Consider the following 23348-nt stretch of genomic DNA (forward strand, 5'->3'; position numbering starts at 1 on the left):
AATCGGCTCAGTTGGTGGCAAAACAATAGAACAAGCCATCGCCCCCGGTGCCCTTGAGCGCCTCCTGGCTGCAGCCGCCGCGCGAGGCGTGCGAGGAATTCCAGGATTTGGCCGCTGCCGAATCGTCGAGACCGGCGCGGTCATGATGGCCCATCATCGCGGCGCCTTCCGCCCCGCTCATCGTCCAGTTGCCGCAGGTCTGGTCGGCGATCTTGGTGCCGTCGGGCTTGGAGCCGGTCAGCACGTCGTGGCGGTTGGGCGTGTCGCCGCGGCCGTTGACCGCTTCGCCTTTCTCGTTGAGCGCTGTCTGTTTGGTGATGCCGTTGGCATCGCTGTGCAACGAGGCGACATCGTCGGCGATCTTGACGCCCTTGGCGTTCACCCATGGCCCCTTGCCGATGCGGTCGCGGGCGTCGGTGTCGCTGGTCGACAGATAGGCGGCCCAACTCTTGCCGGTGACGCCGGCGGCTTCCGCCAACGACGCGCAATGCGCGTCGGCGCCCTTGAGGCCGCCGAGGTCGGCACCCTTGCCGGAACCGACACTGGTGACGAAGAAGCTCATCTTGGCATCTTGCGAGTAAGCGGCGCCCGCGGCTGCGATCAGGGTGGCGGCGGTGGCGAGAAGCAGTTTACGCATGTCGGTCCTCCGGTTGGTCTTCGACGGGTTACATCAGAAGAAACGTTGCCGGAGGCCTGTTTAATCCCTACGCATGTCGCCTAAAAGTATGCAGTGGTTTTTGGGAAACCGACATGCGGCAAAAAAGGCTCTAGTTTTATTCCGGCTGGCGATAGGCGACGAACCGATTGTGCTTGGCCTGAAAGATCAATCCGGTCTCTTTCAGGTCCGGGCTGGCCAGCGGCACGATGCGTTTGGCGATCTCGGAGGGATGCGGCAACGTCTCGGGATCTTCGCCCGGCACTGCTTGGGCACGCATGGCGGTGCGGGTGGCGCCGGGGTCGGCGGCATTGACCCGGAGCGGCAGGCTCTGCGTCTCATGCGCCCAGGAGCGCATCATCGTCTCCACCGCGGCCTTGGACGCCGCGTAGGGTGCCCAGAAGGCACGCGCCGAGTGCGCTGCGTTGGAAGACAGGATGATCGCTCGTCCAGCGTCGGAGAGCCGCAGCAGGGGGTCGACGGAGCGGATCAGCCGCCAGGTCGAGGTGACGTTGATGGTCATCACCTTCTCGAAGGTTTTTGCTTCGACATGACCGATCGGCGAGATGACGCCGAGCACGCCGGCATTGGCGACGAGAATGTCGAGCTTGCCCCAGCGTTCGTGGATGGCGCCGCCCAGGCGGTCGATACCGGCCATGTCGGCGAGGTCGAGCGGCACCAGTGTCGCCTGGCCGCCGGCCGCCTTGATCTGATCGTCGAGCTCTTCCAGTCCTCCGACAGTGCGCGCCACCGCAATGACATGCGCGCCGGCTGCAGCCAATTCCTTGGCAATGAAATAGCCGATCCCGCGCGAGGCGCCGGTGACGACCGCAACGCGGCCGGAAAGGTCAAGGGTCATGCGATGGATTCCGGGAATTTGACTAACGCTGATGACGGTCCCGCCTACGTCCCGCTCGTCGCCAGCAGCGACAGCGTGCGCACATTGTCGTGGCCTTCGAAGTCGAGCAGGCGGGTCGGATACTGGCCGGTGAAGCAGGCATCGCAGAATTGCGGCTGGTCGTTGTCGCGGCTGGCCTCGCCGACCGCGCGGTAGAGCCCGTCAATGGTGAGGAAGCCGAGCGAATCGACGCGAATGAACTCGGCCATCTCCTCGATCGACATGCGCGATGCCAGGAGCTTCGATTTCTCCGGCGTGTCGACACCGTAGAAACAGGAGGCGCGTGTCGGCGGTGAGGCGATGCGCATATGCACCTCCTTGGCGCCGGCGTCGCGCACCATCTGCACGATCTTCTGGCTGGTGGTGCCGCGCACGATACTGTCGTCGACCAGCACCACGCGCTTGCCCTCGATCATGCGGCGGTTGGCATTGTGCTTCAGTTTGACGCCCATGTGGCGGATCGAATCGCCCGGCTGAATGAAGGTGCGGCCGACATAATGATTGCGGATGATGCCGAGTTCGAAGGGAATGCCTGCGGCCTGGCTGAAGCCGATCGCCGCCGGCGTGCCCGAATCCGGCACCGGCACGACGATGTCCGCCTCGACCGGGCTTTCAACCGCCAGCTCGGCGCCGATGCGCTTGCGCACCTCATAGACGTTGCGGCCTTCCACCGAGGAATCCGGCCGCGCGAAATAGACATATTCGAAGATGCAGAAGCGGGTCTTCTGCGGCTCGAAGGGGAACAGGCTCTCGATGCCCTTGGACGTGACGACGACCATCTCGCCGGGCTTCAGGTCGCGAACGAAACGCGCGCCGATGATGTCGAGCGCGCACGTTTCGGAGGCCAGGATCCAGGCGCCGTCGAGATCGCCGAGCACCAGCGGCCGGATGCCGAGCGGATCGCGGCAGCCGATCATCTTCTTGGCCGTCATCGCCACCAGCGAAAACGCACCCTCGACCTGTCGCACCGCATCGATGAAGCGCGAGTTCAAATCGCGCTCCTTGCTGGTGGCGACGAGATGCAAAAGCGTCTCGGTGTCGGAGGTGGAGGAGAAGATCGCGCCTTGCTTCTGCAGCGCGCGCTGCACGGTCATGGCGTTGGTCAGATTGCCGTTGTGGGCGACGGCGAAGCCGCCATCGGCCAATTCGGCGAAAAAGGGCTGGATGTTGCGCATGCCGGCGCCGCCAGTCGTGGCGTAGCGCGTATGGCCGATGGCGCGGTTGCCTTGCAGGCTGTCGATGACGCGCTGCTTGGTGAAGGTGTCGCCGATCAGGCCGACATGGCGTTCGACATGGAACTGGCTGCCGTCATAGGAAACGATGCCTGCCGCTTCCTGGCCGCGATGCTGCAGCGCATGCAGGCCCAGTGTGACGATGGCCGCGGCGTCCTGCCGGCCGAAAATGCCGAACACACCGCATTCGTCGTGGAAATGGTCGTCGGCCTCGGCGGAAAGCACGTCGTCTGCGTCTGCCATCTTAAGCTCCGCTAAAATCGCCATATAATGCGGGTTCGCGCCGAAAGCAACGCGGGCCGTGCGGTCGTTCACACCATCGTCGGATCCTGACGCCGTTTTCGGCGTCAGTTTGCCGGCGCCGCCGGTGCCGGAGCGTTGTTGGCCGGAGGTGTTGCGTCATTGTCGTCAGGCGCTGGCGTGTTGGCATCGTCGCCGCCCGCCGGAGCATCCGCGGCCGGTGCGTCCGGAGCAGCTGGCGTCTCGGCGGCCGGCTGATTCGGATTGAGCTTCTTGAGAATCGCGTTTTCCGGATCCTCGGGCAGCAGGCTTTCGAGCTTGGCGCCGATCTGCTCCAGCAGCGGCCGCGACTTGGCCTCCGTGACCCAGGCCGGTGCCTTGGCGCCAGCCAGCCAGTTGAAGAACAGCAGTGCGACGGCGACGACCAGGATGCCGCGCGCGGCGCCGTAGAGGAAACCGAGCGTACGGTCGAGCGCGCCGATCCGCGAATCGATGATCCAGTCGGCGAGCTTCATGGTGATGACCGATACGACGATCAGCGCGACGATGAAGACGACGCCGGCGGCGGCCGCCATGGCGATCTTTTCATTCTCGATGTAGGGCGCGAGGTAAGGCACAACCGGCTTGTAGAAGAAGAACGCCGCCGCTGCCGCCGCTGCCCAGGAGACGACGGACAGGACTTCGCGCGAAAAGCCGCGAACCATGGCGAGCATCGCCGAGACCAGAGTGAAGCCGACGAGAATTCCGTCAAGCAGCGTAATCGGCATGTCTTTCGCCCCACTCCATGAGCCGCATTATAGCGCGGAACATCGGGCTCTGAGTCCGATGCTCTAATCTTCTTCGTCCACGCGGCTTCGGCGTGAGCCGGCTATGCGTGCCACGAGGTCGGCAAGCTCGGTCGGCTGGAAAGAACCGGACCCGATCCCCCCGGCCAGTTCCCCGCTGCCCGAAGGCAGAACCGCGCTTCCAAAACCCAGCTTTTCGGCTTCCTTGAGGCGCTGTTGCGCATGCGCAACCGGCCTCACGGCGCCCGAAAGGCTGATTTCGCCGAAATAGACGCAATCGGCGGGAAGGGCAAGACCGGTGAGCGAGGAAACCAGGGCGGCCGCCACTGCCAGATCGGCCGCGGGCTCCGAAATCCGGTAGCCTCCGGCGACGTTGAGATAGACATCGTGGCTGCCGAAGCGCACCCCGCAATGGGCTTCGAGAACTGCCAGGATCATAGACAGCCGGGCGCCGTCCCAGCCGACGACGGCGCGGCGCGGCGTGCCGAGCGAGGAGGGTGCGACCAGTGCCTGGATCTCGACCAGCACCGGCCTTGTCCCCTCCATGCCGGCGAAAACCGCGGCCCCGGGCGATTTTGCATGGCGCTCGCCAAGGAAAAGCTCGGACGGATTGGCAACCTCGCGCAGGCCCTTGTCCGACATTTCGAAGACGCCGATCTCGTCGGTCGGTCCAAAACGGTTCTTCACCGTACGCAGGATGCGATAGTGATGGCCGCCTTCGCCCTCGAAGTAGAGCACGGCGTCGACCATATGCTCGACGACACGCGGCCCCGCGATCTGGCCTTCCTTCGTGACATGGCCGACCAGCACGATCGCAGCACCCGTGGATTTCGCATAGCGGATCATCGCCTGGGCGGCGGCGCGCACCTGTGTGACGGTGCCCGGTGCCGAATCGGCAAGGTCGGTCCACAGCGTCTGGATCGAATCCAGGATGACGAGATCAGGCCGCTTGCCGTCGGCGATCGTCGCCAGGATGTCCTCGACATTGGTCTCGGCGGCAAGTTCCACCGGAGAAGAGGCGACGCCAAGCCGCTGCGCCCGCAGCCTGATCTGCGCGACCGCCTCTTCGCCCGAGACATAGACGATGCGGTGGCCTTTTGATGCTAGCGCCGCGGCCGCCTGGGTGAGCAGCGTCGACTTGCCGATACCAGGATCGCCGCCGACCAGCAGCGCCGAGCCGCGCACGAAACCACCGCCGGTGGCGCGATCGAGTTCGCCGATGCCCGAAATGATGCGTGGCGCATCCTCGATGTCGCCGGACAGCGTGGTCAGCACCACCGCGCGGCCCTTGCGGGCATTGCGCGTGTTGGCCGGTCCTGAGCCGATGCCGCCGGACGTGCCTTCCTCGACCAGCGTGTTCCACTCGCCGCAGGCATCGCATTTGCCGGCCCAGCGCTGATGCACCGATCCGCAGCTCTGGCAGATGAATTGGACCCGGGATTTGGCCATCAGCGGGATGCTGCTTGAAAATGGTCTGGGCGAGGTTGGCTGGGGTAGGTCAAAAAGCTACTCGAACCTTTCCGGCAGATGATGCTCCTCGGCGAGGTCGGAGAAGCGGGTGAACTCGCCCTGGAAGGCAAGGCTGACGGTGCCGGTCGGTCCGTGGCGCTGCTTGGCGATGATCACTTCGGCCTTGCCCTGGACTTCGATCATCTTCGCCTCCCAGGCGAGATGCTCGGGCGTGCCTTTCTCCGGCTCCTTGTTCTTGATGTAGTATTCCTCGCGGTACACGAACAGCACCACGTCGGCGTCCTGCTCGATCGAACCCGATTCGCGCAGATCGGACAGCTGGGGATGCTTGTCGTCGCGGCTTTCAACCTGACGCGAAAGCTGTGAGAGGGCGATGATCGGCACGCCCAACTCCTTGCCGAGTGCCTTCAGTCCGGTGGTGATCTCGGTGATTTCCTGGACGCGGTTCTGCGACGCCTTGGCGGACGAACCCTGCATCAGCTGGATATAGTCGATGACCATCAGGTCAAGCCCGCGCTGACGCTTGAGGCGGCGGGCGCGCGCCGCAAGCTGGGCAATGGAAATACCGCCCGTCTGGTCGATATAGAGCGGCCGTTTATGGTTCTCCTGCGTGTAGGCAACGAGCTTGCCGAAATCGGCCTCCGTCAGATCGCCGCGCCGGATTTTCGACGATGGGATCTCGGTCTGCTCGGAGATGATGCGGGTGGCCAGCTGCTCCGACGACATTTCGAGCGAGAAGAAACCGACGACGCCGCCATTGGCCGCCTTGACCGAACCGTCGGCCTGCTGGGCAGGCTCATAGGCGGCAGCGATGTTGTAGGCGATGTTGGTGGCCAGCGACGTCTTGCCCATGCCTGGGCGGCCGGCGATGATGATCAAATCCGAAGGCTGCAGGCCGCCCATGCGGTGGTCGAGATCGCGCAGGCCGGTGGCAATGCCGGACAGGTGGCCATCGCGCATATAGGCCGCGCTGGCCATGTCGACGGCATTCTTCAACGCATCGGAAAAGCTTTCGAAACCGCCATCGTAGCGGCCGTTTTCGGCCAGCTCGAACAGCCGCCGCTCAGCATCCTCGATCTGTTCGCCGGGCGCCATGTCGACCGGCGCGTCATAGGCGATGTTGACCATGTCCTCGCCGACCGTGATCAGCGCGCGGCGCGTCGCAAGATCGTAGATGGCGCGGCCATAGTCGGTGGCGTTGACGACGGTCACAGCCTCGACCGCCAGCCGCACGACATATTGCGCCATCGTCATGTCGCCGACCTTCTCGTCGGCGGGCAGGAAGGTTTTCAGCGTGATCGGCGTCGCGACCTTGCCCATACGGATAAACTCGGACGCCACCTCGAAGATCTTGCGGTGCAGCGGCTCGTAGAAATGGCTGGCCTTGAGGAAGTCCGAGACGCGATAGAAGGCGTCGTTGTTGACGAGGATGGCGCCGAGCAGCGCTTGCTCGGCCTCGATGTTGTTGGGCGCTTCACGATAAAGCGGTGTTTCCGCCACGCCGAATTTTCGCGCTGCTTCTGCCATGATATCCCCGATTTCGATCCCGGCCTTTCGATATCAGAACGTGACAAGTCCATGCTGACTTATCTGCACCAGTGCCTGTCCAATCAGCTTTGATACCCGCGATTCACAGCCGAGTTTTTTCGGTGGAAAGAATCACAATTGACTCGAATCGAAAGAACGATTGTAGCGCATCTATAGGGAGAACAAAACGAGAAAACAAGCGCTGGGTTCCTGTGCCGCCACTCCGTTCAAAGCTGACCGAGTCGCCCCTCGATGAACCGGCGTTCCGCCGGTTGCCGGGTCAACTCGATCGCCCGCCGGTAGGAGGTCCTTGCCGCTTCGGTTAAGCCAAGCCTGCGCTGCATGTCTGCTCGCGCCGCGTGCGCCAGATGGTAGCCGTCCAGCCCGCCTTGTGCCATGACCGCCTCGATTTCCGCCAGTCCGGCCTGCGGGCCGTCGCGCATGCCTATGGCCGCGGCGCGGTTGAGTGCCACGACCGGTGAGGGGTCGACGCGGCCGAGCACATCGTAAAGCGCGACGATCTGTACCCAGTCGGTCTCCGCCGTGCCTGCCGCCTCGGCGTGGACGGAAGCAATGGCCGCCTGCAGGATATACGGTCCGATGCGGCGCGAGGCGATCGCCCGACCGATCAGGCCGTCGGCCTCGGCGATCGGCGAACGGTCCCACAGCGTGCGGTCCTGATCCTCCAGCAGGACAAGGTCGCCGCTGGCATTGACCCGCGTCGCGCGCCGCGCCTCGTGCAGCAGCATCAGGGCAAGCAGCCCTTGCGCCTCCGGCTGGTCGAGCAGTTCGACCATCAGCCGGCCGAGCCGGATCGCCTCGGCGCACAGGTCGGCCCGCGTCAGGTTCGGCCCCTCGGTGGCCGCGTAACCCTCGTTGAAGATCAGGTAGATCACCTGCAGCGCGCTCTCGAGACGCACCGGCAGGTCGGCGCGGTCGGGCACCTCGTAGGGGATCGCCTCGTCCCGGATCTTCGCCTTGGCCCGCACGATGCGTTGCGCAATGGTCGGTGTCGGCGTCAGATAGGCGCGGGCGATCTCTTCGGTGGTCAAACCACCCACTTCGCGCAGGGTCAGGGCGATGCGTGCATCCGGCGCCAGCGCCGGATGGCAGCAGACGAAGATGAGCCGCAATTCATCGTCCTGGATGTCTTCCGGCATGGCCGGCTCCCGTGTCGGCTCGGCCAGCGCCGTGAGTTCGGGCAGAGCCCCGGCCAGCCGTGCTTCCCGGCGCCAGCGGTCGATGGTCCTGAAGCGGCCGGCCGAGACCAGCCAGGAATAGGGGTTGGCCGGCACACCCTGGCGCGGCCATTGCTCGGCGGCAGCAGTGAAGGCCTCATGCAAGGCCTCCTCCGCCGCGTCGAAACCGCCGAGCAGGCGGATCAAGGTCGCCAGCACGCGCCGCGCCTCGGTGCGGTAGGCCGCCTCCAGGGCATCGCGGGGGCTGGTGGTGCTCACAGGACCGGCGGCGGCTGGCTGAAGTCGACGACCGGGCGAACTTCGACAAAGCCGATCGTTGCCAGTGGATGGCCGCTCGCCACTCGCACCGCCTCGTTGAGATCGCGGGCCTCGATGACGATGATGCCGCCCAGGATCTCCTTGGTCTCCATGAACGGGCCGTCGACGGTCGACATCTTGCCGTCGCGGACCTGCACGGTCATTGCCTCCTCGGGCAGCACCAGGGCCTCGGCGGTTACGAAGTGGCCGCTGGCTTTGAGCACCTCGTCATATCCGGAGCACTCGGCCAGCACGGCATTGGCCTCCGGGCTGCCGCCGAACAATGTTTTGGGGTGGTAATAGATGAGACAGGCGTAACGCATGGTGGGTTTCCTTTTCCAGGATTGTCGAAAACTAGGGTTCTTGGGATCAGGCGTCGAGGATCGGCGCAAAGCCGCCATGGACCCGGCGCTGGTTGTCGTAGGGCATGGTGTCGGCATACATGCGCGGATCGGCAATCACCTTTTTCCAGGCGTCATCGCGCACCTGCTTCGACGGCCATTCGACCCAGGCATAGACGACGACCTCGTCGCCCGTTGCTTTCACGGCGCCACGGTAGTCGGTGACCTCGCCGTCGGGAACATCGTCGCCCCACGCTTCGACAACGCGGGTTGCGCCGTGTTCCTTGATCACCGCGGCCTGCTTCGTCGCTACGGCAAGGTAGGCCTGCTTGTTGGCGGCCGGCACCGGCACCAGCGAGCCATCGATATAGCCCGTCTTGCCGGTCGTGTTCAGGTCGATGAAGGGCGTGAAGCCACCGATGATCATGCGCTTGCCGTCAAAGGGCATGGAAGCGCCGATCTCCGCCATGCGCGGGTCGCTCATCATCGTCTGATAGGCCGCGTCCGCCGCCGCCTTGTCCGCGTATTCGTGCCATGAAAAGGTGATGACTTCATCCGGCTTTGCCTTCACGGCTCCCTTGAAGTCGGTGATCTTGCCGCCGGGCACGTCGTCGCCCCATCCTTCGACCATGCGGGTGGTGCCGAACTCCTTCAGCACCGATGCCACCTCGGCGACATGCCTGCGGTAAGCTTCCTTGTTGGCGGCGGGCACCGCGGCGACAAATCCTGCGATATAGCTCATTGCGTTTCTCCTATTGGCTGATGCCGTTTGACACTCTTGGCGTCTCGAAAGGTCCGAGAACGCCAATGGTCGAACGGCACGGCCTGGATTCGACATCGCTTCGAAATTTTTCTTCGAGGCGGTCGCAAACGCTGCTGCTGTCTATTCGGAAGCCAGCCTGTCGCCCCAGTCCAGCCGCCGGGCCAGCTTGAAGTCGGCGCCGTCGCGCTTGGTGAACAAGCGCTCGGCGGCGGTGCCGTCGTCCCGGCAAAGTTTGAGCAGAACCTTGCCGGAACCGGATTTCGGCGGCGCAAGAACCCGCGCCTGGTGCGATGTGAGTCCGTCGCGAGAAGCCGCGACATAGATGAATTTCTCATCTTCCCACGGCACGTCGGCGTCCTTGGCCAGCCGGTGCAGGCGCGAGCGGGCGACGCGGCGGGAAAAGTGGCACCAGTCGGGCGCGGTGAGCGGGCAGGGCGCCTGATGCGGGCAAGGCGCAAGCACATGCGCGCCCGCCTCGATCAACTGCCGGCGCACGGCAAGGATGCGCTGCCAGCCGGCGGGGGTGCCCGGCTCGACCACAAGCAGCGTGTCGGCGGTGAGTTGCCAGAGGCGGTCGATGAGCTTCGGCAGTGATGCGGGAGCGATTTCGTCGAGCACATAGGCGCACGTGACCAGATCGGCCGGCTCGATGTCGGCAAGGTCGATGGTGGCATCACCGGCCAGCCATCTGGTCTGGGCGGCAATTGTGTCGCCGGCAAGCGTCTCGCCGACCTTGCGCACCGCGGCACTGGCTTCGAACAACACTGCCTGTTCGAGATCGGGCCACTGGTCGGTCGTGGCCCAAAGCACCGTGCCAGGGCCGGCGCCGACATCGAGCAGGCTCCTGGGTTGAAAGCCGGGCTTTGCGTCGCTCAGCGCGTCGAGGCTGGCGCGGATCGCGGCATAGGTCGCCGGCAGCCGCGTCGCCAGATAGGCTTTCACTGCCAGGTCCTCGGCCATGTGCAAACGGCCGTCACGCAACTCGGCACGATAACGGTCGGACAGCGTTTTTGCCGCTTGCTTGAGTACCGCAAGAGGAACGTTTTCGAGCAGGCGCTCGACACCTTGGCGAAGGGAGGCCGGCAACTCCATCTCACGCGCCCCGCGGGACGAGAAGGATCACCGAAGCGCCGGCAATGCAGAGCGCGGCACCGGCAAGATCCCAGCGGTCGGGGCGAACGCCCTCCACCAGCCACAGCCAGCCAAGCGACGCCGCGATGTAGATGCCGCCATAGGCGGCGTAGGCGCGGCCGGCGGCTGACATGTCCACCAGCGCCAGCAGGAAGCCGAACAGGGCAAGCGAGGCGAGGCCGGGAAGAAGCCAAAGCGGCGACTTTTCGAGCCGCCACCAGGCCCAGAACGAAAAGCAGCCGGCGATCTCGGCCAGAGCGGCGGCGGCATAGAGGACGTAGGTCATGAAAAAAAGGTCCCGCGACAGTCACGGGACCTTTTTCAGTGCAGGCGCCGGCAATGGCAAGCGGCAATGCTATTCCTGGTCGGCAACCTTGCGGCGGCGAGCCGGCTTGGCGGCCGGGCTCTTTTTGACGGGAGCCGTTTCACGATGCCCCATGTCGCGCATCTCAAGCGCTTTTTCGCATTTGGCCATGTAGTCGCGTGTCATCGGCAGCGTGTCGTTCTTCTTGGCGATCTGGATCTGGAAGATCACCAGGTCCTGCCAGCGGAAGGCGGCTTCCGAGGCCGCCAGGTAGAATTCCCACATGCGGCAGAAACGCTCGTCATAGATCGCCTTGGCCTTGTCGCGATTGGCGGCGAAGCGCACGCCCCAGTGCTTCAGCGTATCGGCATAGTGGAGCCGCAGGATCTCGACGTCGGTGACGACCAGGCCCGACTTTTCGATCGCCGGCATGACTTCCGAGAGCGACGGGATGTAGCCGCCCGGGAAGATGTATTTGCGGATGAAGGCGCTGGTCGCCCACGGCACGCCGGAACGGCCGATCGTGTGCAACAGCATCACGCCATCGGGCTTGAGCAGCGTCGCGCTCTTGTCGAAGAAGGTGCGGTAGTGGTTGACGCCGACATGCTCGAACATGCCGACCGAGACGATGCGGTCGAAACGCTCGTTGAGTTCGCGGTAGTCCTTCAGCTCGAAATGCACACGGCTTTCCAGCCCTTGCGCGTGCGCCCGGTCGGTGGCTACGCCATGCTGCTCGGTCGACAGAGTCACGCCCTGCACGTCGACGTCGAACGCCTTGGCGAGGTAGAGGCCAAGCCCGCCCCAGCCGGAGCCGATGTCGAGCACGGTCTGGCCGGCCTTCAGCCGGAGCTTGGCGGCGATGTGGCGTTTCTTGGCGGCCTGCGCTTCGTCGAGCGTCATGTCCGGCTGCTCGAAATAGGCGCAGGAATATTGCATGTCCTCGTCGAGGAAGAGCCGGTAGAGGTCGCCCGACAAATCGTAGTGTCGCTGCACGTTGCGCCGCGAGCGCGAGGCGGTGTTGATCTGCTGCAGCCGGCGGAAGGCGTGGCGCAAGCCTTCGATGGCCTTCGACCAGGTGGCGTCGATGCCGCCGCTGCCCATGTTCTGGAAGGCGATGCGCATCACGCCCAGCACGCCGCCTTCGAGAATGTCGAGTTCGCCGTCCATGTAGGCTTCAGGCACCGCCAACATCGGATCGAAGGTGATGGCGCGCTCGGCATGCGCGGTCTTGATGTGCATGTGCACCGGTTCGCCGCTGCCGTCGCCGAAAACCACAGCCGAGCCCTTGGGACCAGTCACCTTGAGATTGCCGGTACGCACCAGGCGGTCGAGAACGCGCTTCAACAGAATATTCATGACCAAATGTCCCCTCTCGGCCAGACAGGCTGCCTTGGCGCGTGACCGCGAAAATCAGTGTCGATTTCCCCGAAGATCTTGCGCCGAACCAAAGTTGCACAGCGTGCTTTGCGCGGCCAAAGGACGCGCGACGCCATAGTCTGCAACAATATATAGGGGTTCGAAAAGTTCCATTTGGCACAAAAATGCCCGGGCGAGAGGCCCGGGCATTGGTCCAGCATGGCTGGATGACGGCAAAGTGATCGAAGCACGCTTCAATCGAGATCGGAGCGCAGCTTCAACCTCTTTGCTATGGATGATCAGGCGTTGTCTTCGCCGCCTTCAAACTCGGTGTTCGGATCGAAGAAGTTCTCCGGCCGGGCGTTGTCGTTGATGTCGTCGCCATAGATGGCTTCGGCGGTGGTCAGAGTCTCGCCCTTGGCCTGGCGCTCGGCTTCGTCGGCCGTGCGGGCGATGTTGAGCGTGACGGTGACCTCGACTTCCGGATGCAGCGCGATCGCCACATTGGTGACACCGATGGTCTTGATCGGCTGGTTGAGCAGGATCTGGTTGCGGTTGATCGAGAAACCTTCCGCCGTCAGCAGATCGGCGATGTCGCGGGTCGAAACGGAACCGTAAAGCTGTCCGGTTTCGCCGGCGGAGCGAACGGCGATGAAGCTCTTGCCGTCGAGCTTTTCGGCGACCTGGGCTGCTTCCGACTTGCGCTCGAGGTTACGGGCTTCGAGCTGGGCGCGCTGGCCTTCGAACTTCTTCTTGTTGGCTTCGTTGGCGCGCAGCGCCTTACCCTGCGGCAGCAGGAAGTTACGGGCGAAGCCGTCCTTGACCTTGACGGTATCGCCCATCTGGCCGAGACGGGAAACGCGTTCGAGAAGAATGACGTCCATGGTTTTGTTCCTTCGGTTGGGCGCCAATCGATCGATGAGATCGACGCCGAATGTCTTGGGAACAGGTCAGGAAGCTTGAGCGCCTTTGGCGCTGGTGTCGCTGTCCTGCCTGTTGCGGCAGTTAGAGGTTTTGACCTCAACCCGGGATTTGATGTTCGGCCCTGCGGCGCCCGTCGCCGTGGGAAAGAGCGGGCGGCGAACCGCCCGCATTTGAGATATTAGCGAACCACGTAGGGCAGCAGGCCGAGGAAGCGGGCGCGCTTGATCGCCTTGGCGAGTTCGCGCTGCTTCTTCTGGCTGACGGCGGTGATGCGCGACGGCACGATCTTGCCGCGCTCAGAAATGTAGCGCTGCAGCAGACGCACGTCCTTGTAGTCGATCTTGGGCGCGTTGGCGCCGGAGAACGGGCAGGTCTTGCGGCGGCGATGGAACGGGCGCCGGGTCGGGATCTGATTGATGTCGACCATTATTCTGCACCCCCTTCAAAGCCTTCGCGCGGACGGCGCGGACCACGATCGGCACCGGCGTCGCCGAACGAGCGCGGCGGACGATCGCCACGGTCGCCGCGATCACGATCGCCGAACGAACGCGGACCACGATCGCCACGGTCACGGTCGCCGAAGCCGCCGCGTTCCGAGCGCTCTTCGCGCTTCTGCATCATGGCCGACGGGCCTTCCTCATGCGCCTCGACCTTGATGGTCAGGAAACGCAGCACGTCCTCGGACAGGCCCATCTGGCGCTCCATCTCGTTGAGCGCGGCCGCCGGGCAATTCAGGTCCATCAGCGTGTAGTAAGCCTTCCGGTTCTTGTTGACCCGGTAGGTGAGGGACTTCAGTCCCCAGTTCTCGACCCGGCCGACGGACCCGCCATTAGCGGAGATGACACCCTTGTACTGTTCGACAAGCGCATCGACCTGCTGCTGCGAGAGGTCCTGCCGGGCAAGAAACACATGTTCGTAAAGAGCCATTATGTCCTATGCCTTTCTTCGTTTCTCTCCCGGTTCCCGGCGGCAAAAGCCTCTGCAACTTCTCTGACCCGCAAACCCTCGAAGGGGCAGGGGGAAGAAAGGAGCATGACGAGACGGTCGAGAGCGGAGACACGGGAGGCGGAAGCACTTCCGGCTTCACACGAAGGTTCTGAAAAACCTCCGGCCCTCCGTTCAGCCCCCAGCAAGGACCGGCAGATTGCGGGCGTCTATACAGCAATCCGGCCGCAAAGCAAGCGCAAGCGGCATTCCCGTGTGTCATAGCCGATGATCGGGGAGCAGCAACGGTCGGAGTTGTGGTTTCCGGCAACCACGTCTTAACCACACCAGCAGGTTGTGTGGAGTTGAAGCCTGGCCATCAACGGTCGATTCATCATCGAAGGCGCAAAAGCCCGGACAACCGCGCAAAAGCGGCAAGCATTTCCGGGGGTAAGGATGCTTTTCAACAAATTCTGGCGCTCGAAGAGCGGCAATTTCACGCTTGTGCTGGGACTGGGTTTGCCGGTCATCCTGACGGCAGTCGCTTTCGCAACCGATATCTCGACCCTTATGCGAGCCAAGAGCAATCTGCAGAACGCTCTTGATTCGGCAAATCTTGCTTCTTCGCACCTTGGCGATCTCGACATCACCCGCAATGACGCTTTCAACCGCTATTTCCAGGCCAACATCGTCGGTCATGGCGAACTCGGCAATGCGCAGGCGACGCTGACTGTCGATAAGGGCGTCAACTTCGTCAAGACAAAGGCGATTGCCTCGGCGGACGTCAATCTCAACTTCGCCTTCCTGTTCGGCGACAGCAAGCACATCGTGGTCGATGCCTCGGCGGTCGAATCGAACAACCAGCTCGAAGTCGTGCTGGTACTGGACAACACCGGCTCGATGGCCGGCGCGCGCATGACGGCACTGAGGACGGCGACAAAATCGTTGCTCGACACGCTCGAAGCGGCGAAATCGCCGACGCGCAAGATCCGCGCCTCGCTGGTTCCTTTCGTAACCGCCGTCAACGTCAATGGCGACGGCTTCGACCCGTCCTGGATCGACATGGACGGCAAGTCCTCAACCAACGGCGTCAATTTTCCCGTCATCGACGGCAAGCGGCCGAACCACATGGCGCTTTTCAAACAGCTCAAGAAGACCGGATGGACCGATGCCGGATGGAATGGCACCGGATGGAAGGGTTGTGTCGAGGCGCGGCCAGGCGCTTACAATATCTCCGACACGCCACCCGACACGGCCAAGCCCGACACGCTGTTCGTGCCGTACTTTGCGCCGGATGATCCCGAAGACGCCCAAAAGCCGTCTGGCTCCTATGGCAATTCGGATAAATACTACAACAACTCCTATCTCAACGATGTCAGCGACAAAACCAGGCTTGCCCAGTCGGGCATCAACATCCTGGGCATCGATCTCAGCAACCTGCTCGGCAATCTCATCGAACTTCTGTCGCCCGATGACAGGGCTGCCAGGGAAAAGATTGCCAAATATGTTGCGCCCGCCAAGGAACTCATAACCGAGATCGGCTCTCCCATCACTATCGGTCCGAACCGTGCGTGTCCGACCCCGGTGGTCCCCCTGACCGACGATTTCGACAAGCTGCGCAAGGCTGCCAGTCAGATGACCGAGTGGAACGGTTCGGGCACCAACGTCTCCGAGGGCCTGTCATGGGGTATGCGGGTGCTGTCGCCCGCCGCGCCCTACACCGATGGGGCGCCGTGGAAGACGCCCGGCATCAGCAAGATCGTGCTGTTGCTCACCGACGGCGAGAACGTCGTCTATGGCGCCAGCCAACAGCCGACGAAATCTGACTACACATCATATGGTTATCTGGCCGGCGGCCGTTTCGGATCAGATAACCAGACGACCGCTGCGCGCAATGTCGACGGCTGGACCAAAAACGTCTGCACGCAATTGAAGAACGAGGGCGTGCAAATCTACACCATGGTGCTGCAATCCGACACCGCAGCCAACCGCGCGCTTTACAGCGCCTGCGCTTCTGATCCGAGCGGCTATTATGCAGTCAACGATCCGACCAAATTGCCGGACGTTTTCCAGCAGATCGCCAACAAGTTCTCGAAGCTGCAATTGACGAACTGAACGCGCGATCCGACACAGACGAGCCTGAGGGATCGTTGGGCTCAACTCGTATGGGCGACAACCTTGTCCTTGTCGACCGTTTCGGGGAAGAAGTCAGGCGCTGCCTGACGCTTGCCGAACATCATATCGTACTGCAGCAGGCGGAAATCGCGGATCGCCGGATCGATCTCCTTCTGCCGCGCCCAATCGGGCGTGGCTTCGCCAGCCGGCGTCAGCAGAAGATTGCGGTCGACGACACGGTAGCGTTCGCTCATCTCGCCCAGGAAGCCGGTGTAGTAGGGATGGCTGATTCCGGCCGTTTTCAGGATATGATAGGGCAGGAAGGCTGGGCTGACGGCACCCATCTGCTCAGCCGGCCCGGTGCGGTTCGACCAGATGACCAGCGGCGTCTCGTGATGCTCGAGAGCAGCCTCGGGCGACGCTTCCTTGCGCGGCGCGACATTGTCCTTGAGGAAGCCGGTTTCGACATAGACCGGCCCCAGCGGCGGCAGATGGTCGCCGAAGAAGGCGATTACGGTGGGGCGGGAGCGTTTCTTGGCCCATTCGACGAGGCGTTCGAGGCCGCGATCGGCATCGGCTGAGCCCTCGGCGTAGCTGAGTAGCGATTCGCGCGCCCACTGGCTGATCGGCGCCTGCACCCTATGCGTGGGATTGTAATAGCGGTTCGGCTCGTAGGGACCGTGGTTTTGCAGGCTGACCGCAAAGAAGAACACCGGCTCGTCGCTGGCGTCGGCCTCGCTGATGATCTCGTCGGTCATCGCCGCATCCGATGCCAGTGGCCCGCGCTTTTGCATTGGCGGCAGCGTCTCTTCCGACATGAAATCGTTGAAGCCGAAATCGGCATAGACCGCGCCACGGTTCCAGAACCAGTTGGTGCCGGGATGGATGGCGCGCGCCCGGTAACCCTGGCTCTTCAGGAAGGTCGCGAGCGAAGGCGTCGGCGTGCGCACATATTGCTGATAGGGGATGCTGCCTGCCGGCAGGAACGCGTTGGAGAAGCCGGTCAGCGCCTCGAACTCGATATTGGCGGTCATGCCGCCGAACTCCGGCGAGAACATCGAGCCCGAGCGCAGCGCCCGCACATTGGGGATTGGATCTGGCGTGATGGTGACGCCAGGCAACTTGGTCGGATCCCAGAAGGATTCGCTCATGACGATGATGATGTCCGGCTTCTCGGCCGGCACCGAGGCGGTCACATCAGGCCTGGCTATCGCTGCGATCGCCTTGTCGGAATAGCCCGGCGGCGCCGAGACATGCGCCATCGGCACGTTGAGGGCAAAGGCCAGCGCAAAGCCGTTGGAGGCATAGTTTTCCTTCTGGTCCCACATGATCGGGATGATCTGCAGCCGATCCCTGGTCCAGGAGAAGGTGGCGTAGTCCATGATCGAAACGAAGAAGGCGAGCAGCGGCACTGCCAGCGTCAGCCGCGCAAGGCGCCCCTTGCGGCTGAGTGCGGGAACCTTGCGGCGCCATAGCCGCCAGCCGTAGACGAGCAGCGACAGGCCGGCGACGATGCCGACGACCATGGCAAGCGCGGTCATCGGCCGTTCGCGTACCAAAAGCGGCAGCAGCGCGAAGATCTGGCGGGCATAGAGGAAATCGGTCGGATAGAGCGGATCGCCGAGATAGTGCGACTTCTGGTGACCGACGAAAGCAAGCGACAAGGTCAGCGGCGCGACGATCATCAGGCTCTGGTGGCTGCGGCCGAGCACCGCATCGAAGCCGATCAGGAGCAGCGCAAACACGACGATGGTGGTCCAGCCCGGCTTGAACGGCTGCAGGAAGAAGGAGATGGTTCCGGCAAAGTCGCCGCGCACGATCAGTTCGATGGCAAACACCAGGATAGCGGCAATCGCCAGGCTGATCAGCCCATAGCGCACGACCGGCCATCTCCTGCCCGGCAGATAGCCGGTGGAGGGGTCGTCTTCCAGGAACTGTGGCGCGGCCTTGCCGGTGCGTTTGTAACTCTTTGCCACTTTAACTTCCCCACCCAGCGACAAGCGCGTCACTCGATTGTCATGGAATTGTCACGCAAAGCTAGCGCCTGTAACGGAAATAAGAAGAGCCAGCAAACGAATCGTGAGCGGTTTTCATCAGGAGTGATCGCCAAAAACCCTTTCGCAACAGGCACTCGGCGGACGAGGCTGCCCTCGGGCAGGGTCGAACCGGGCTTGACTTGGCGCCCCGCCATGCGTCACAGGCAAGAAAAACCGTCTTCAGGCAAGCAAAACCAGCCCTTGGGAGCCCTCGCATGGCCGTTGCATTCACCTTTCCCGGACAAGGCAGCCAGGCGGTCGGCATGGGCAAGGATCTCGCCGACGCCTTCCCCGAAGCGCGCAGGGTCTTCCAGGAAGTCGACGATGCGCTCGGCGAAAATCTGTCGGAGCTGATCTGGGAAGGGCCGGAAGAGACGTTGACGCTGACCGCCAACGCGCAGCCGGCGCTGATGGCGGTGTCGCTGGCCGCGATCCGGGCGCTGGAATCGCGCGGCTTCTCGCTGAAAGGCAAGATCGCCTATGTCGCCGGTCATTCGCTGGGCGAATATTCGGCGTTGGCCGCTGCCGGCTTCGTTTCGGTTGCCGATGCCGCCCGGTTGCTGCGCATACGCGGCAATGCCATGCAGGCGGCGGTGCCGGCCGGCGAGGGCGCCATGGCGGCGATCATCGGATTGGAACATGCCGATGTCGAAGCCGCTTGCGCGGAAGCCGCCAAAGGCTCTGTCTGCCAGATCGCCAACGACAATGGCGGTGGCCAACTGGTCATCTCCGGCGCCAAGGCCGCGGTCGAACTGGCCGCGAAACTGTGCACCGAGAAAGGCGCCAAACGCGCGCTGATGCTGCAGGTGTCCGCGCCCTTCCATTCCGCGCTGATGGCGCCGGCCGCGAACGTCATGCGCGAAGCCCTGGCCGGCGTGGCAAAGAACGCGCCGGTGGTTCCCGTCCTCTCCAATGTTACGGTCAGCCCGACCAGCGATCCAGACGAGATCGCCCGCCGCCTGGTCGAACAGATAACCGGCCGCGTGCGTTGGCGCGAGACGGTGGAATGGTTCGGCGCAAACGGCGTCACCACGCTTTACGAGATCGGCGCCGGCAAGGTGCTTTCAGGATTGGCGCGGCGCATCAACCGCGATGTCGCCACCGCGTCGGTCGGCACCGCGGCTGACGTCGAGGCGGCCATGGCGGCGCTTGCATAAAGCGTCATTTGATCCCATCCCTGTAAAGGGTGTTCTCTTCTCAATCAGGAGACAAAAATGTTCGAATTGACTGGCCGCAAGGCGCTCGTCACCGGCGCATCCGGCGGCATCGGCGAGGCGATCGCCAGGATGTTGCATGCGCAGGGCGCGATCGTCGGCCTGCATGGCACCCGCGTCGAGAAACTGGAAGCGCTGGCTAGCGAGCTTGGCGACCGGGTCAAGCTGTTCCCGGCCAATTTGTCCAACCGTGAGGAGGTCAAGGCGCTCGGCCAGAAAGCCGAAGCCGATCTCGAAGGCGTCGACATCCTGGTCAACAACGCCGGCATCACCAAGGACGGCCTGTTCGTGCGCATGTCGGATGCCGACTGGGACAGCGTGCTCGAGGTCAACCTGACCGCCGTGTTCAGGCTGACCCGCGAACTCACCCACCCGATGATGCGCCGCCGCCATGGCCGCATCATCAACATCACCTCGGTGGTCGGCATCACCGGCAATCCCGGCCAGACCAATTACTGCGCCTCAAAGGCCGGCATGATCGGCTTCTCCAAATCGCTGGCACAGGAGATCGCCACCCGCAACATCACCGTCAACTGCGTCGCCCCGGGCTTCATCGAATCGGCGATGACCGACAAGCTCAACGACAAGCAGAAAGAGGCGATCATGGCGGCGATCCCGACGCGGCGCATGGGCACCAGCGTTGAAGTCGCGTCCGCCGTCGCTTATCTCGCCTCCAACGAAGCCGCCTACGTCACTGGCCAGACCATCCACGTAAATGGCGGCATGGCTATGATTTGACGAGGTTCGGCAGCAACGCCGGCGGGTTGTGAAAAGAGACCATTTCGGCTTGGACCTCAGCTATTTTTCGTGTAATGCGGCCCGCAACCCGGCGGTTCGGGCAAAAACCGGTCCGTAGTCGTTGCGTTTCCGGCAGGACCATCTTTCAGCTTGATTAGCGGCATTCTGCCCGCTAACGAAGACAGACAAACAAAAGACGAGGATGCCCAAATGAGTGACACCGCAGAGCGCGTCAAGAAGATCGTCATCGAGCACCTTGGCGTCGATGCCGACAAAGTGACGGAGCAGGCGAGCTTCATCGATGATCTGGGCGCCGACAGCCTCGACACGGTCGAACTCGTCATGGCGTTCGAAGAAGAATTCGGCGTCGAGATTCCCGACGATGCGGCTGAGACCATCCTGACCGTTGGCGATGCCGTGAAGTACATCGACAAGGCTTCGGCCTGACGCTTTCCGCAGTCATCACCGGGGAGGACCTGCGATGAGGCGTGTCGTCGTCACGGGCCTTGGGTTGCTGTCGCCGTTCGGCATGGGCTTCGAGCACAGCTGGAAGGAACTTCTGACCGGCCGCAGCGCTGCCAAGCGCATCACTGAGTTCGAGGTGGAGGATCTTGCCTGCAAGATCGCCCACGTCATTCCGCGTGGTGACGGCAGCAATGCCACCTTCAATCCCGAGGCCGTGCTCGAGCCCAAGGAACTGCGCAAGATCGGCGACTTCATCCTTTACGGGATTGCCGCCGCCGACGAGGCGCTGAAGGATTCCGGCTGGGAACCCAAGACGCATGAAGAGCGGTGTGCCACCGGCGTCCTGATCGGCTCCGGCATCGGCGGCATCGAGGGCATCGCCGAGAACGCGATGATCCTCAAGGAGCGCGGCCCGCGCCGCATCAGCCCTTTCTTCATCCCGGGCCAGATCATCAATCTCGTCTCCGGGCAGGTTTCGATCCGGCACGGACTGAAAGGCCCGAACCATGCCGTCGTCACGGCCTGTTCGACCGGCGCGCACGCCATTGGCGATGCTGCCCGGTTGATCATGTGGGGCGATGCCGACGTGATGGTCGCCGGTGGCGCCGAAGCGCCGGTGACGCGGCTGTCGATCGCCGGCTTTGCCGCATGCCGGGCACTGTCGACGGAACGCAATGATTCGCCGCAAACGGCGTCGCGACCCTATGATCGCGACCGCGACGGCTTCGTCATGGGCGAGGGCGCCGGCGTTGTCGTGCTCGAGGAGCTCGAACATGCCAGGGCGCGCGGCGCCAAGATCTATGCCGAGGTGACGGGTTATGGTCTCACCGGCGACGCGCATCACATCACCGCGCCCGCCGAGGATGGCGATGGCGCCTTCCGTTGCATGACGGCGGCACTGAACCGGGCCAAGTTGACGCCGGCCGATGTCGACTACATCAACGCGCACGGCACCTCGACCATGGCCGACACGATCGAGCTCGGCGCGGTCGAGCGGCTTGTCGGCAATGCCGCATCGAAGATTTCGATGTCGTCGACCAAGTCGTCGATCGGCCATCTGCTTGGGGCGGCGGGTGCCGCCGAAGCGATCTTCTCGATCCTTGCCATCAGGGACAATGTCGCGCCGCCGACCATCAACCTCGACAACCCGGAACGCGAAACCGCGATCGACCTGGTGCCGAACAAGCCGCGTGCCCGCCAGATCGACGTGGCGCTGTCCAATTCCTTCGGCTTTGGCGGGACCAACGCGTCGCTGGTCTTCCAGCGCTACAATGGCTGATCGTCCGGCTGCCGGGCGGCGCTTCGGCGTGCCGTCAATTTTGCCATATTCGCCCCTACTCTGCCGCTGGGGATTCGTTGGGCGATCAAACGGTAGGGCGAAATGAACACAAATCCGGCAGGCAACGGAGAATTCGGGCAACGGCCGCCGACATCCGGCCCGATCGTGCCGAAAACGGCCAGCGAAGCGTTGCGGCCGGAGGCTGGCACGCCGCCGCCGAAGCGCTCGCGTGCGTCACGCAGCCAGGTCGTCGTTTTCATGAACTTCGTCATCTCCTCGGTGATGCTGGTGGTTCTGGCGGCCGGCGTCGCGGTCTATTTCGGCAAGCAGGAATTCACCGAACCCGGACCTTCGGCCAATGGCGACACCTTCCTGGTCAAGCCGAGCACCGGCGTCCAGGATATCGCCGACCAGCTCGAACGCCGCGGGTTGATCAGCGACGCCCGGGTATTCCGCCTTGGCGTGCGGGCCTTCGGCAATGATTCCGCGCTGAAAGCCGGCGAGTACGAGATCAAGCCCAGGGCATCCATGCGCGATATCATGGAGCTTCTGAAGAGCGGCAAGTCGGTGATGTATTCGCTGACCATTCCTGAAGGACTGACGGTCGACCAGGCATTGCAGCGCATCGCCGAGGAGAATGCCTTGAGCGGCGACATGCCGGCAACCACGCCGCCGGAGGGCAGCCTCGCCACCGACACGCTGCGCTTCACGCGCGGAGCGACACGCCAGCAGATGGTCGATAAGCTGCTGGCGGATCAGAAGAAGCTGGTCGACGATGTCTGGCAGCGGCGCGCGCCTGACCTGCCGCTGGCCAACGTCGAGGAGTTCGTCACGCTGGCCTCGATCGTCGAGAAGGAGACGGGCAAGGGTGACGAGCGTTCGCGAGTTGCCGCCGTCTTCCTGAACCGGCTTGCCAAGGGCATGCGCCTGCAATCCGATCCGACCATCATCTACGGGCTGTTCGGCGGCAAGGGAAAGCCGGCGGACCGGCCGATCTACCAGTCGGACATCCAGAAACAGACGCCCTACAACACCTATGTGATCAATGGCTTGCCGCCGACGCCGATCGCCAATCCGGGTCGTGCAGCGCTGGAGGCGGTGGCCAATCCGTCGAAGACCGCCGACCTCTATTTCGTTGCCGACGGCACCGGCGGGCACGTTTTTGCCGCGACGCTGGACGAGCACAACGAGAACGTCGCCCGCTATCGCGCGTTGCTGAAGAAGCAGGCCGATGATGCCGCCAAAGCCGCCAAGACGACTGGCACCGGCGACAGCAATGCCGTCAAACCCGCTGGCAGTGGGCCGGCTGACGGTGCCGACGACAGCGGCGGTGACGCGGGCGCTGCCCAGTAAATGAAGGAAGGCGTTGCCCGGCAGGCAACGCCCTGACATTTGGAAGAGCGCCGCGCGTCCGGTTTCGACGCGCCTGCGGCGCAATCTTTTTCAAGCCGCACT

Annotated in this window: 23 protein-coding genes; 6 read left to right on the forward strand and 17 right to left on the reverse strand. The window is 63.4% G+C overall.

What is annotated here, in order from left to right; translation table 11 throughout:
• Positions 1–7 precede the first annotated feature (7 nt).
• From NP503_RS07045 to rpsF, 15 genes are all read right to left on the reverse strand, one after another.
• Positions 8–637 (reverse strand): hypothetical protein, encoded by a 630-nt coding sequence (locus NP503_RS07045; RefSeq protein WP_127267854.1) that lies wholly within the window; start codon positions 635–637, stop codon positions 8–10.
• A gap of 136 nt (positions 638–773) precedes the next feature.
• A complete protein-coding gene (locus NP503_RS07050) occupies positions 774–1514 on the reverse strand; it encodes an SDR family NAD(P)-dependent oxidoreductase (RefSeq protein ID WP_013532529.1) in 741 nt (246 codons plus the stop codon).
• A 44-nt stretch (positions 1515–1558) separates the two neighbouring features.
• Positions 1559–3028, reverse strand: coding sequence for an amidophosphoribosyltransferase (purF, locus tag NP503_RS07055; protein WP_013532528.1), 1470 nt, complete (start codon positions 3026–3028; stop codon positions 1559–1561).
• Between the two features lie 104 nt (positions 3029–3132).
• Positions 3133–3792: a CvpA family protein gene (locus NP503_RS07060; RefSeq protein WP_127267853.1), complete on the reverse strand. Its 660-nt coding sequence runs from the start codon at positions 3790–3792 to the stop codon at positions 3133–3135.
• A 63-nt stretch (positions 3793–3855) separates the two neighbouring features.
• A complete protein-coding gene (gene radA / locus NP503_RS07065; RefSeq protein WP_127267852.1) occupies positions 3856–5259 on the reverse strand; it encodes a DNA repair protein RadA in 1404 nt (467 codons plus the stop codon).
• A gap of 57 nt (positions 5260–5316) precedes the next feature.
• Positions 5317–6807 (reverse strand): replicative DNA helicase, encoded by a 1491-nt coding sequence (locus NP503_RS07070; RefSeq protein ID WP_127267851.1) that lies wholly within the window; start codon positions 6805–6807, stop codon positions 5317–5319.
• 227 nt (positions 6808–7034) lie between these two features.
• Positions 7035–8264 (reverse strand): RNA polymerase sigma factor, encoded by a 1230-nt coding sequence (locus NP503_RS07075; protein ID WP_127267850.1) that lies wholly within the window; start codon positions 8262–8264, stop codon positions 7035–7037.
• A complete protein-coding gene (locus NP503_RS07080; protein ID WP_027037981.1) occupies positions 8261–8626 on the reverse strand; it encodes a YciI family protein in 366 nt (121 codons plus the stop codon). Before NP503_RS07080 ends, NP503_RS07075 begins: the two co-directional genes overlap by 4 nt.
• A gap of 46 nt (positions 8627–8672) precedes the next feature.
• Positions 8673–9386 (reverse strand): DUF1428 domain-containing protein, encoded by a 714-nt coding sequence (locus NP503_RS07085; protein WP_127267849.1) that lies wholly within the window; start codon positions 9384–9386, stop codon positions 8673–8675.
• A gap of 141 nt (positions 9387–9527) precedes the next feature.
• Positions 9528–10499 carry a small ribosomal subunit Rsm22 family protein gene (locus tag NP503_RS07090; protein WP_127272491.1) on the reverse strand — a complete coding sequence of 324 codons (972 nt, stop codon included), beginning with the start codon at positions 10497–10499 and terminating at the stop codon, positions 9528–9530.
• Position 10500: 1 nt separating this feature from the next.
• Entirely contained in the window at positions 10501–10824 is a 324-nt protein-coding gene (locus NP503_RS07095; RefSeq protein WP_127272490.1) for a YnfA family protein, read from the reverse strand.
• 69 nt (positions 10825–10893) lie between these two features.
• Positions 10894–12198 carry a cyclopropane-fatty-acyl-phospholipid synthase family protein gene (locus NP503_RS07100; RefSeq protein ID WP_127272489.1) on the reverse strand — a complete coding sequence of 435 codons (1305 nt, stop codon included), beginning with the start codon at positions 12196–12198 and terminating at the stop codon, positions 10894–10896.
• A gap of 299 nt (positions 12199–12497) precedes the next feature.
• Positions 12498–13082 carry a 50S ribosomal protein L9 gene (gene rplI / locus NP503_RS07105; protein ID WP_023813757.1) on the reverse strand — a complete coding sequence of 195 codons (585 nt, stop codon included), beginning with the start codon at positions 13080–13082 and terminating at the stop codon, positions 12498–12500.
• Positions 13083–13300: 218 nt separating this feature from the next.
• Positions 13301–13549 carry a 30S ribosomal protein S18 gene (gene rpsR, locus NP503_RS07110; protein WP_006203718.1) on the reverse strand — a complete coding sequence of 83 codons (249 nt, stop codon included), beginning with the start codon at positions 13547–13549 and terminating at the stop codon, positions 13301–13303.
• Positions 13549–14049, reverse strand: coding sequence for a 30S ribosomal protein S6 (gene rpsF / locus NP503_RS07115; protein ID WP_013532520.1), 501 nt, complete (start codon positions 14047–14049; stop codon positions 13549–13551). Before rpsF ends, rpsR begins: the two co-directional genes overlap by 1 nt.
• 453 nt (positions 14050–14502) lie before the next feature.
• Between rpsF and NP503_RS07120 the strand changes: the two genes are divergently transcribed.
• The gene (locus tag NP503_RS07120) at positions 14503–16161 is read left to right on the forward strand and encodes a pilus assembly protein (RefSeq protein ID WP_127269336.1); all 1659 of its coding nucleotides are present in this window, start codon (positions 14503–14505) and stop codon (positions 16159–16161) included.
• A 41-nt stretch (positions 16162–16202) separates the two neighbouring features.
• On the opposite strand, the gene NP503_RS07125 is transcribed toward NP503_RS07120, so the two are convergent.
• Complete coding sequence (locus NP503_RS07125) at positions 16203–18161, reverse strand: LTA synthase family protein (RefSeq protein WP_127276493.1); 1959 nt, start codon at positions 18159–18161, stop codon at positions 16203–16205.
• A gap of 251 nt (positions 18162–18412) precedes the next feature.
• On the opposite strand from NP503_RS07125, the gene fabD reads away from it, so the two are divergent.
• The 4 genes from fabD (at position 18413) to fabF (ending at position 21893) form a co-directional block, all read left to right on the forward strand.
• Positions 18413–19354, forward strand: coding sequence for an ACP S-malonyltransferase (gene fabD, locus NP503_RS07130; RefSeq protein WP_127272742.1), 942 nt, complete (start codon positions 18413–18415; stop codon positions 19352–19354).
• A gap of 57 nt (positions 19355–19411) precedes the next feature.
• Positions 19412–20149: a 3-oxoacyl-[acyl-carrier-protein] reductase gene (fabG, locus tag NP503_RS07135; RefSeq protein WP_127271122.1), complete on the forward strand. Its 738-nt coding sequence runs from the start codon at positions 19412–19414 to the stop codon at positions 20147–20149.
• 210 nt (positions 20150–20359) lie between these two features.
• Positions 20360–20596: an acyl carrier protein gene (locus NP503_RS07140; RefSeq protein WP_006203723.1), complete on the forward strand. Its 237-nt coding sequence runs from the start codon at positions 20360–20362 to the stop codon at positions 20594–20596.
• A gap of 34 nt (positions 20597–20630) precedes the next feature.
• Positions 20631–21893 carry a beta-ketoacyl-ACP synthase II gene (gene fabF, locus NP503_RS07145; protein WP_127273339.1) on the forward strand — a complete coding sequence of 421 codons (1263 nt, stop codon included), beginning with the start codon at positions 20631–20633 and terminating at the stop codon, positions 21891–21893.
• Here fabF and NP503_RS07150 read toward each other — a convergent pair.
• The gene (locus NP503_RS07150) at positions 21881–22153 is read right to left on the reverse strand and encodes a hypothetical protein (protein WP_236383108.1); all 273 of its coding nucleotides are present in this window, start codon (positions 22151–22153) and stop codon (positions 21881–21883) included. The two genes, fabF and NP503_RS07150, sit on opposite strands and share 13 nt — an antisense overlap.
• On the opposite strand from NP503_RS07150, the gene mltG reads away from it, so the two are divergent.
• Complete coding sequence (gene mltG / locus NP503_RS07155; RefSeq protein ID WP_236383106.1) at positions 22152–23246, forward strand: endolytic transglycosylase MltG; 1095 nt, start codon at positions 22152–22154, stop codon at positions 23244–23246. The two genes, NP503_RS07150 and mltG, sit on opposite strands and share 2 nt — an antisense overlap.
• Positions 23247–23348 lie beyond the last annotated feature (102 nt).

Origin of the sequence: Mesorhizobium sp. SEMIA396 (assembly GCF_024518615.1) — a bacterium.
GTDB lineage: Bacteria > Pseudomonadota > Alphaproteobacteria > Rhizobiales > Rhizobiaceae > Mesorhizobium.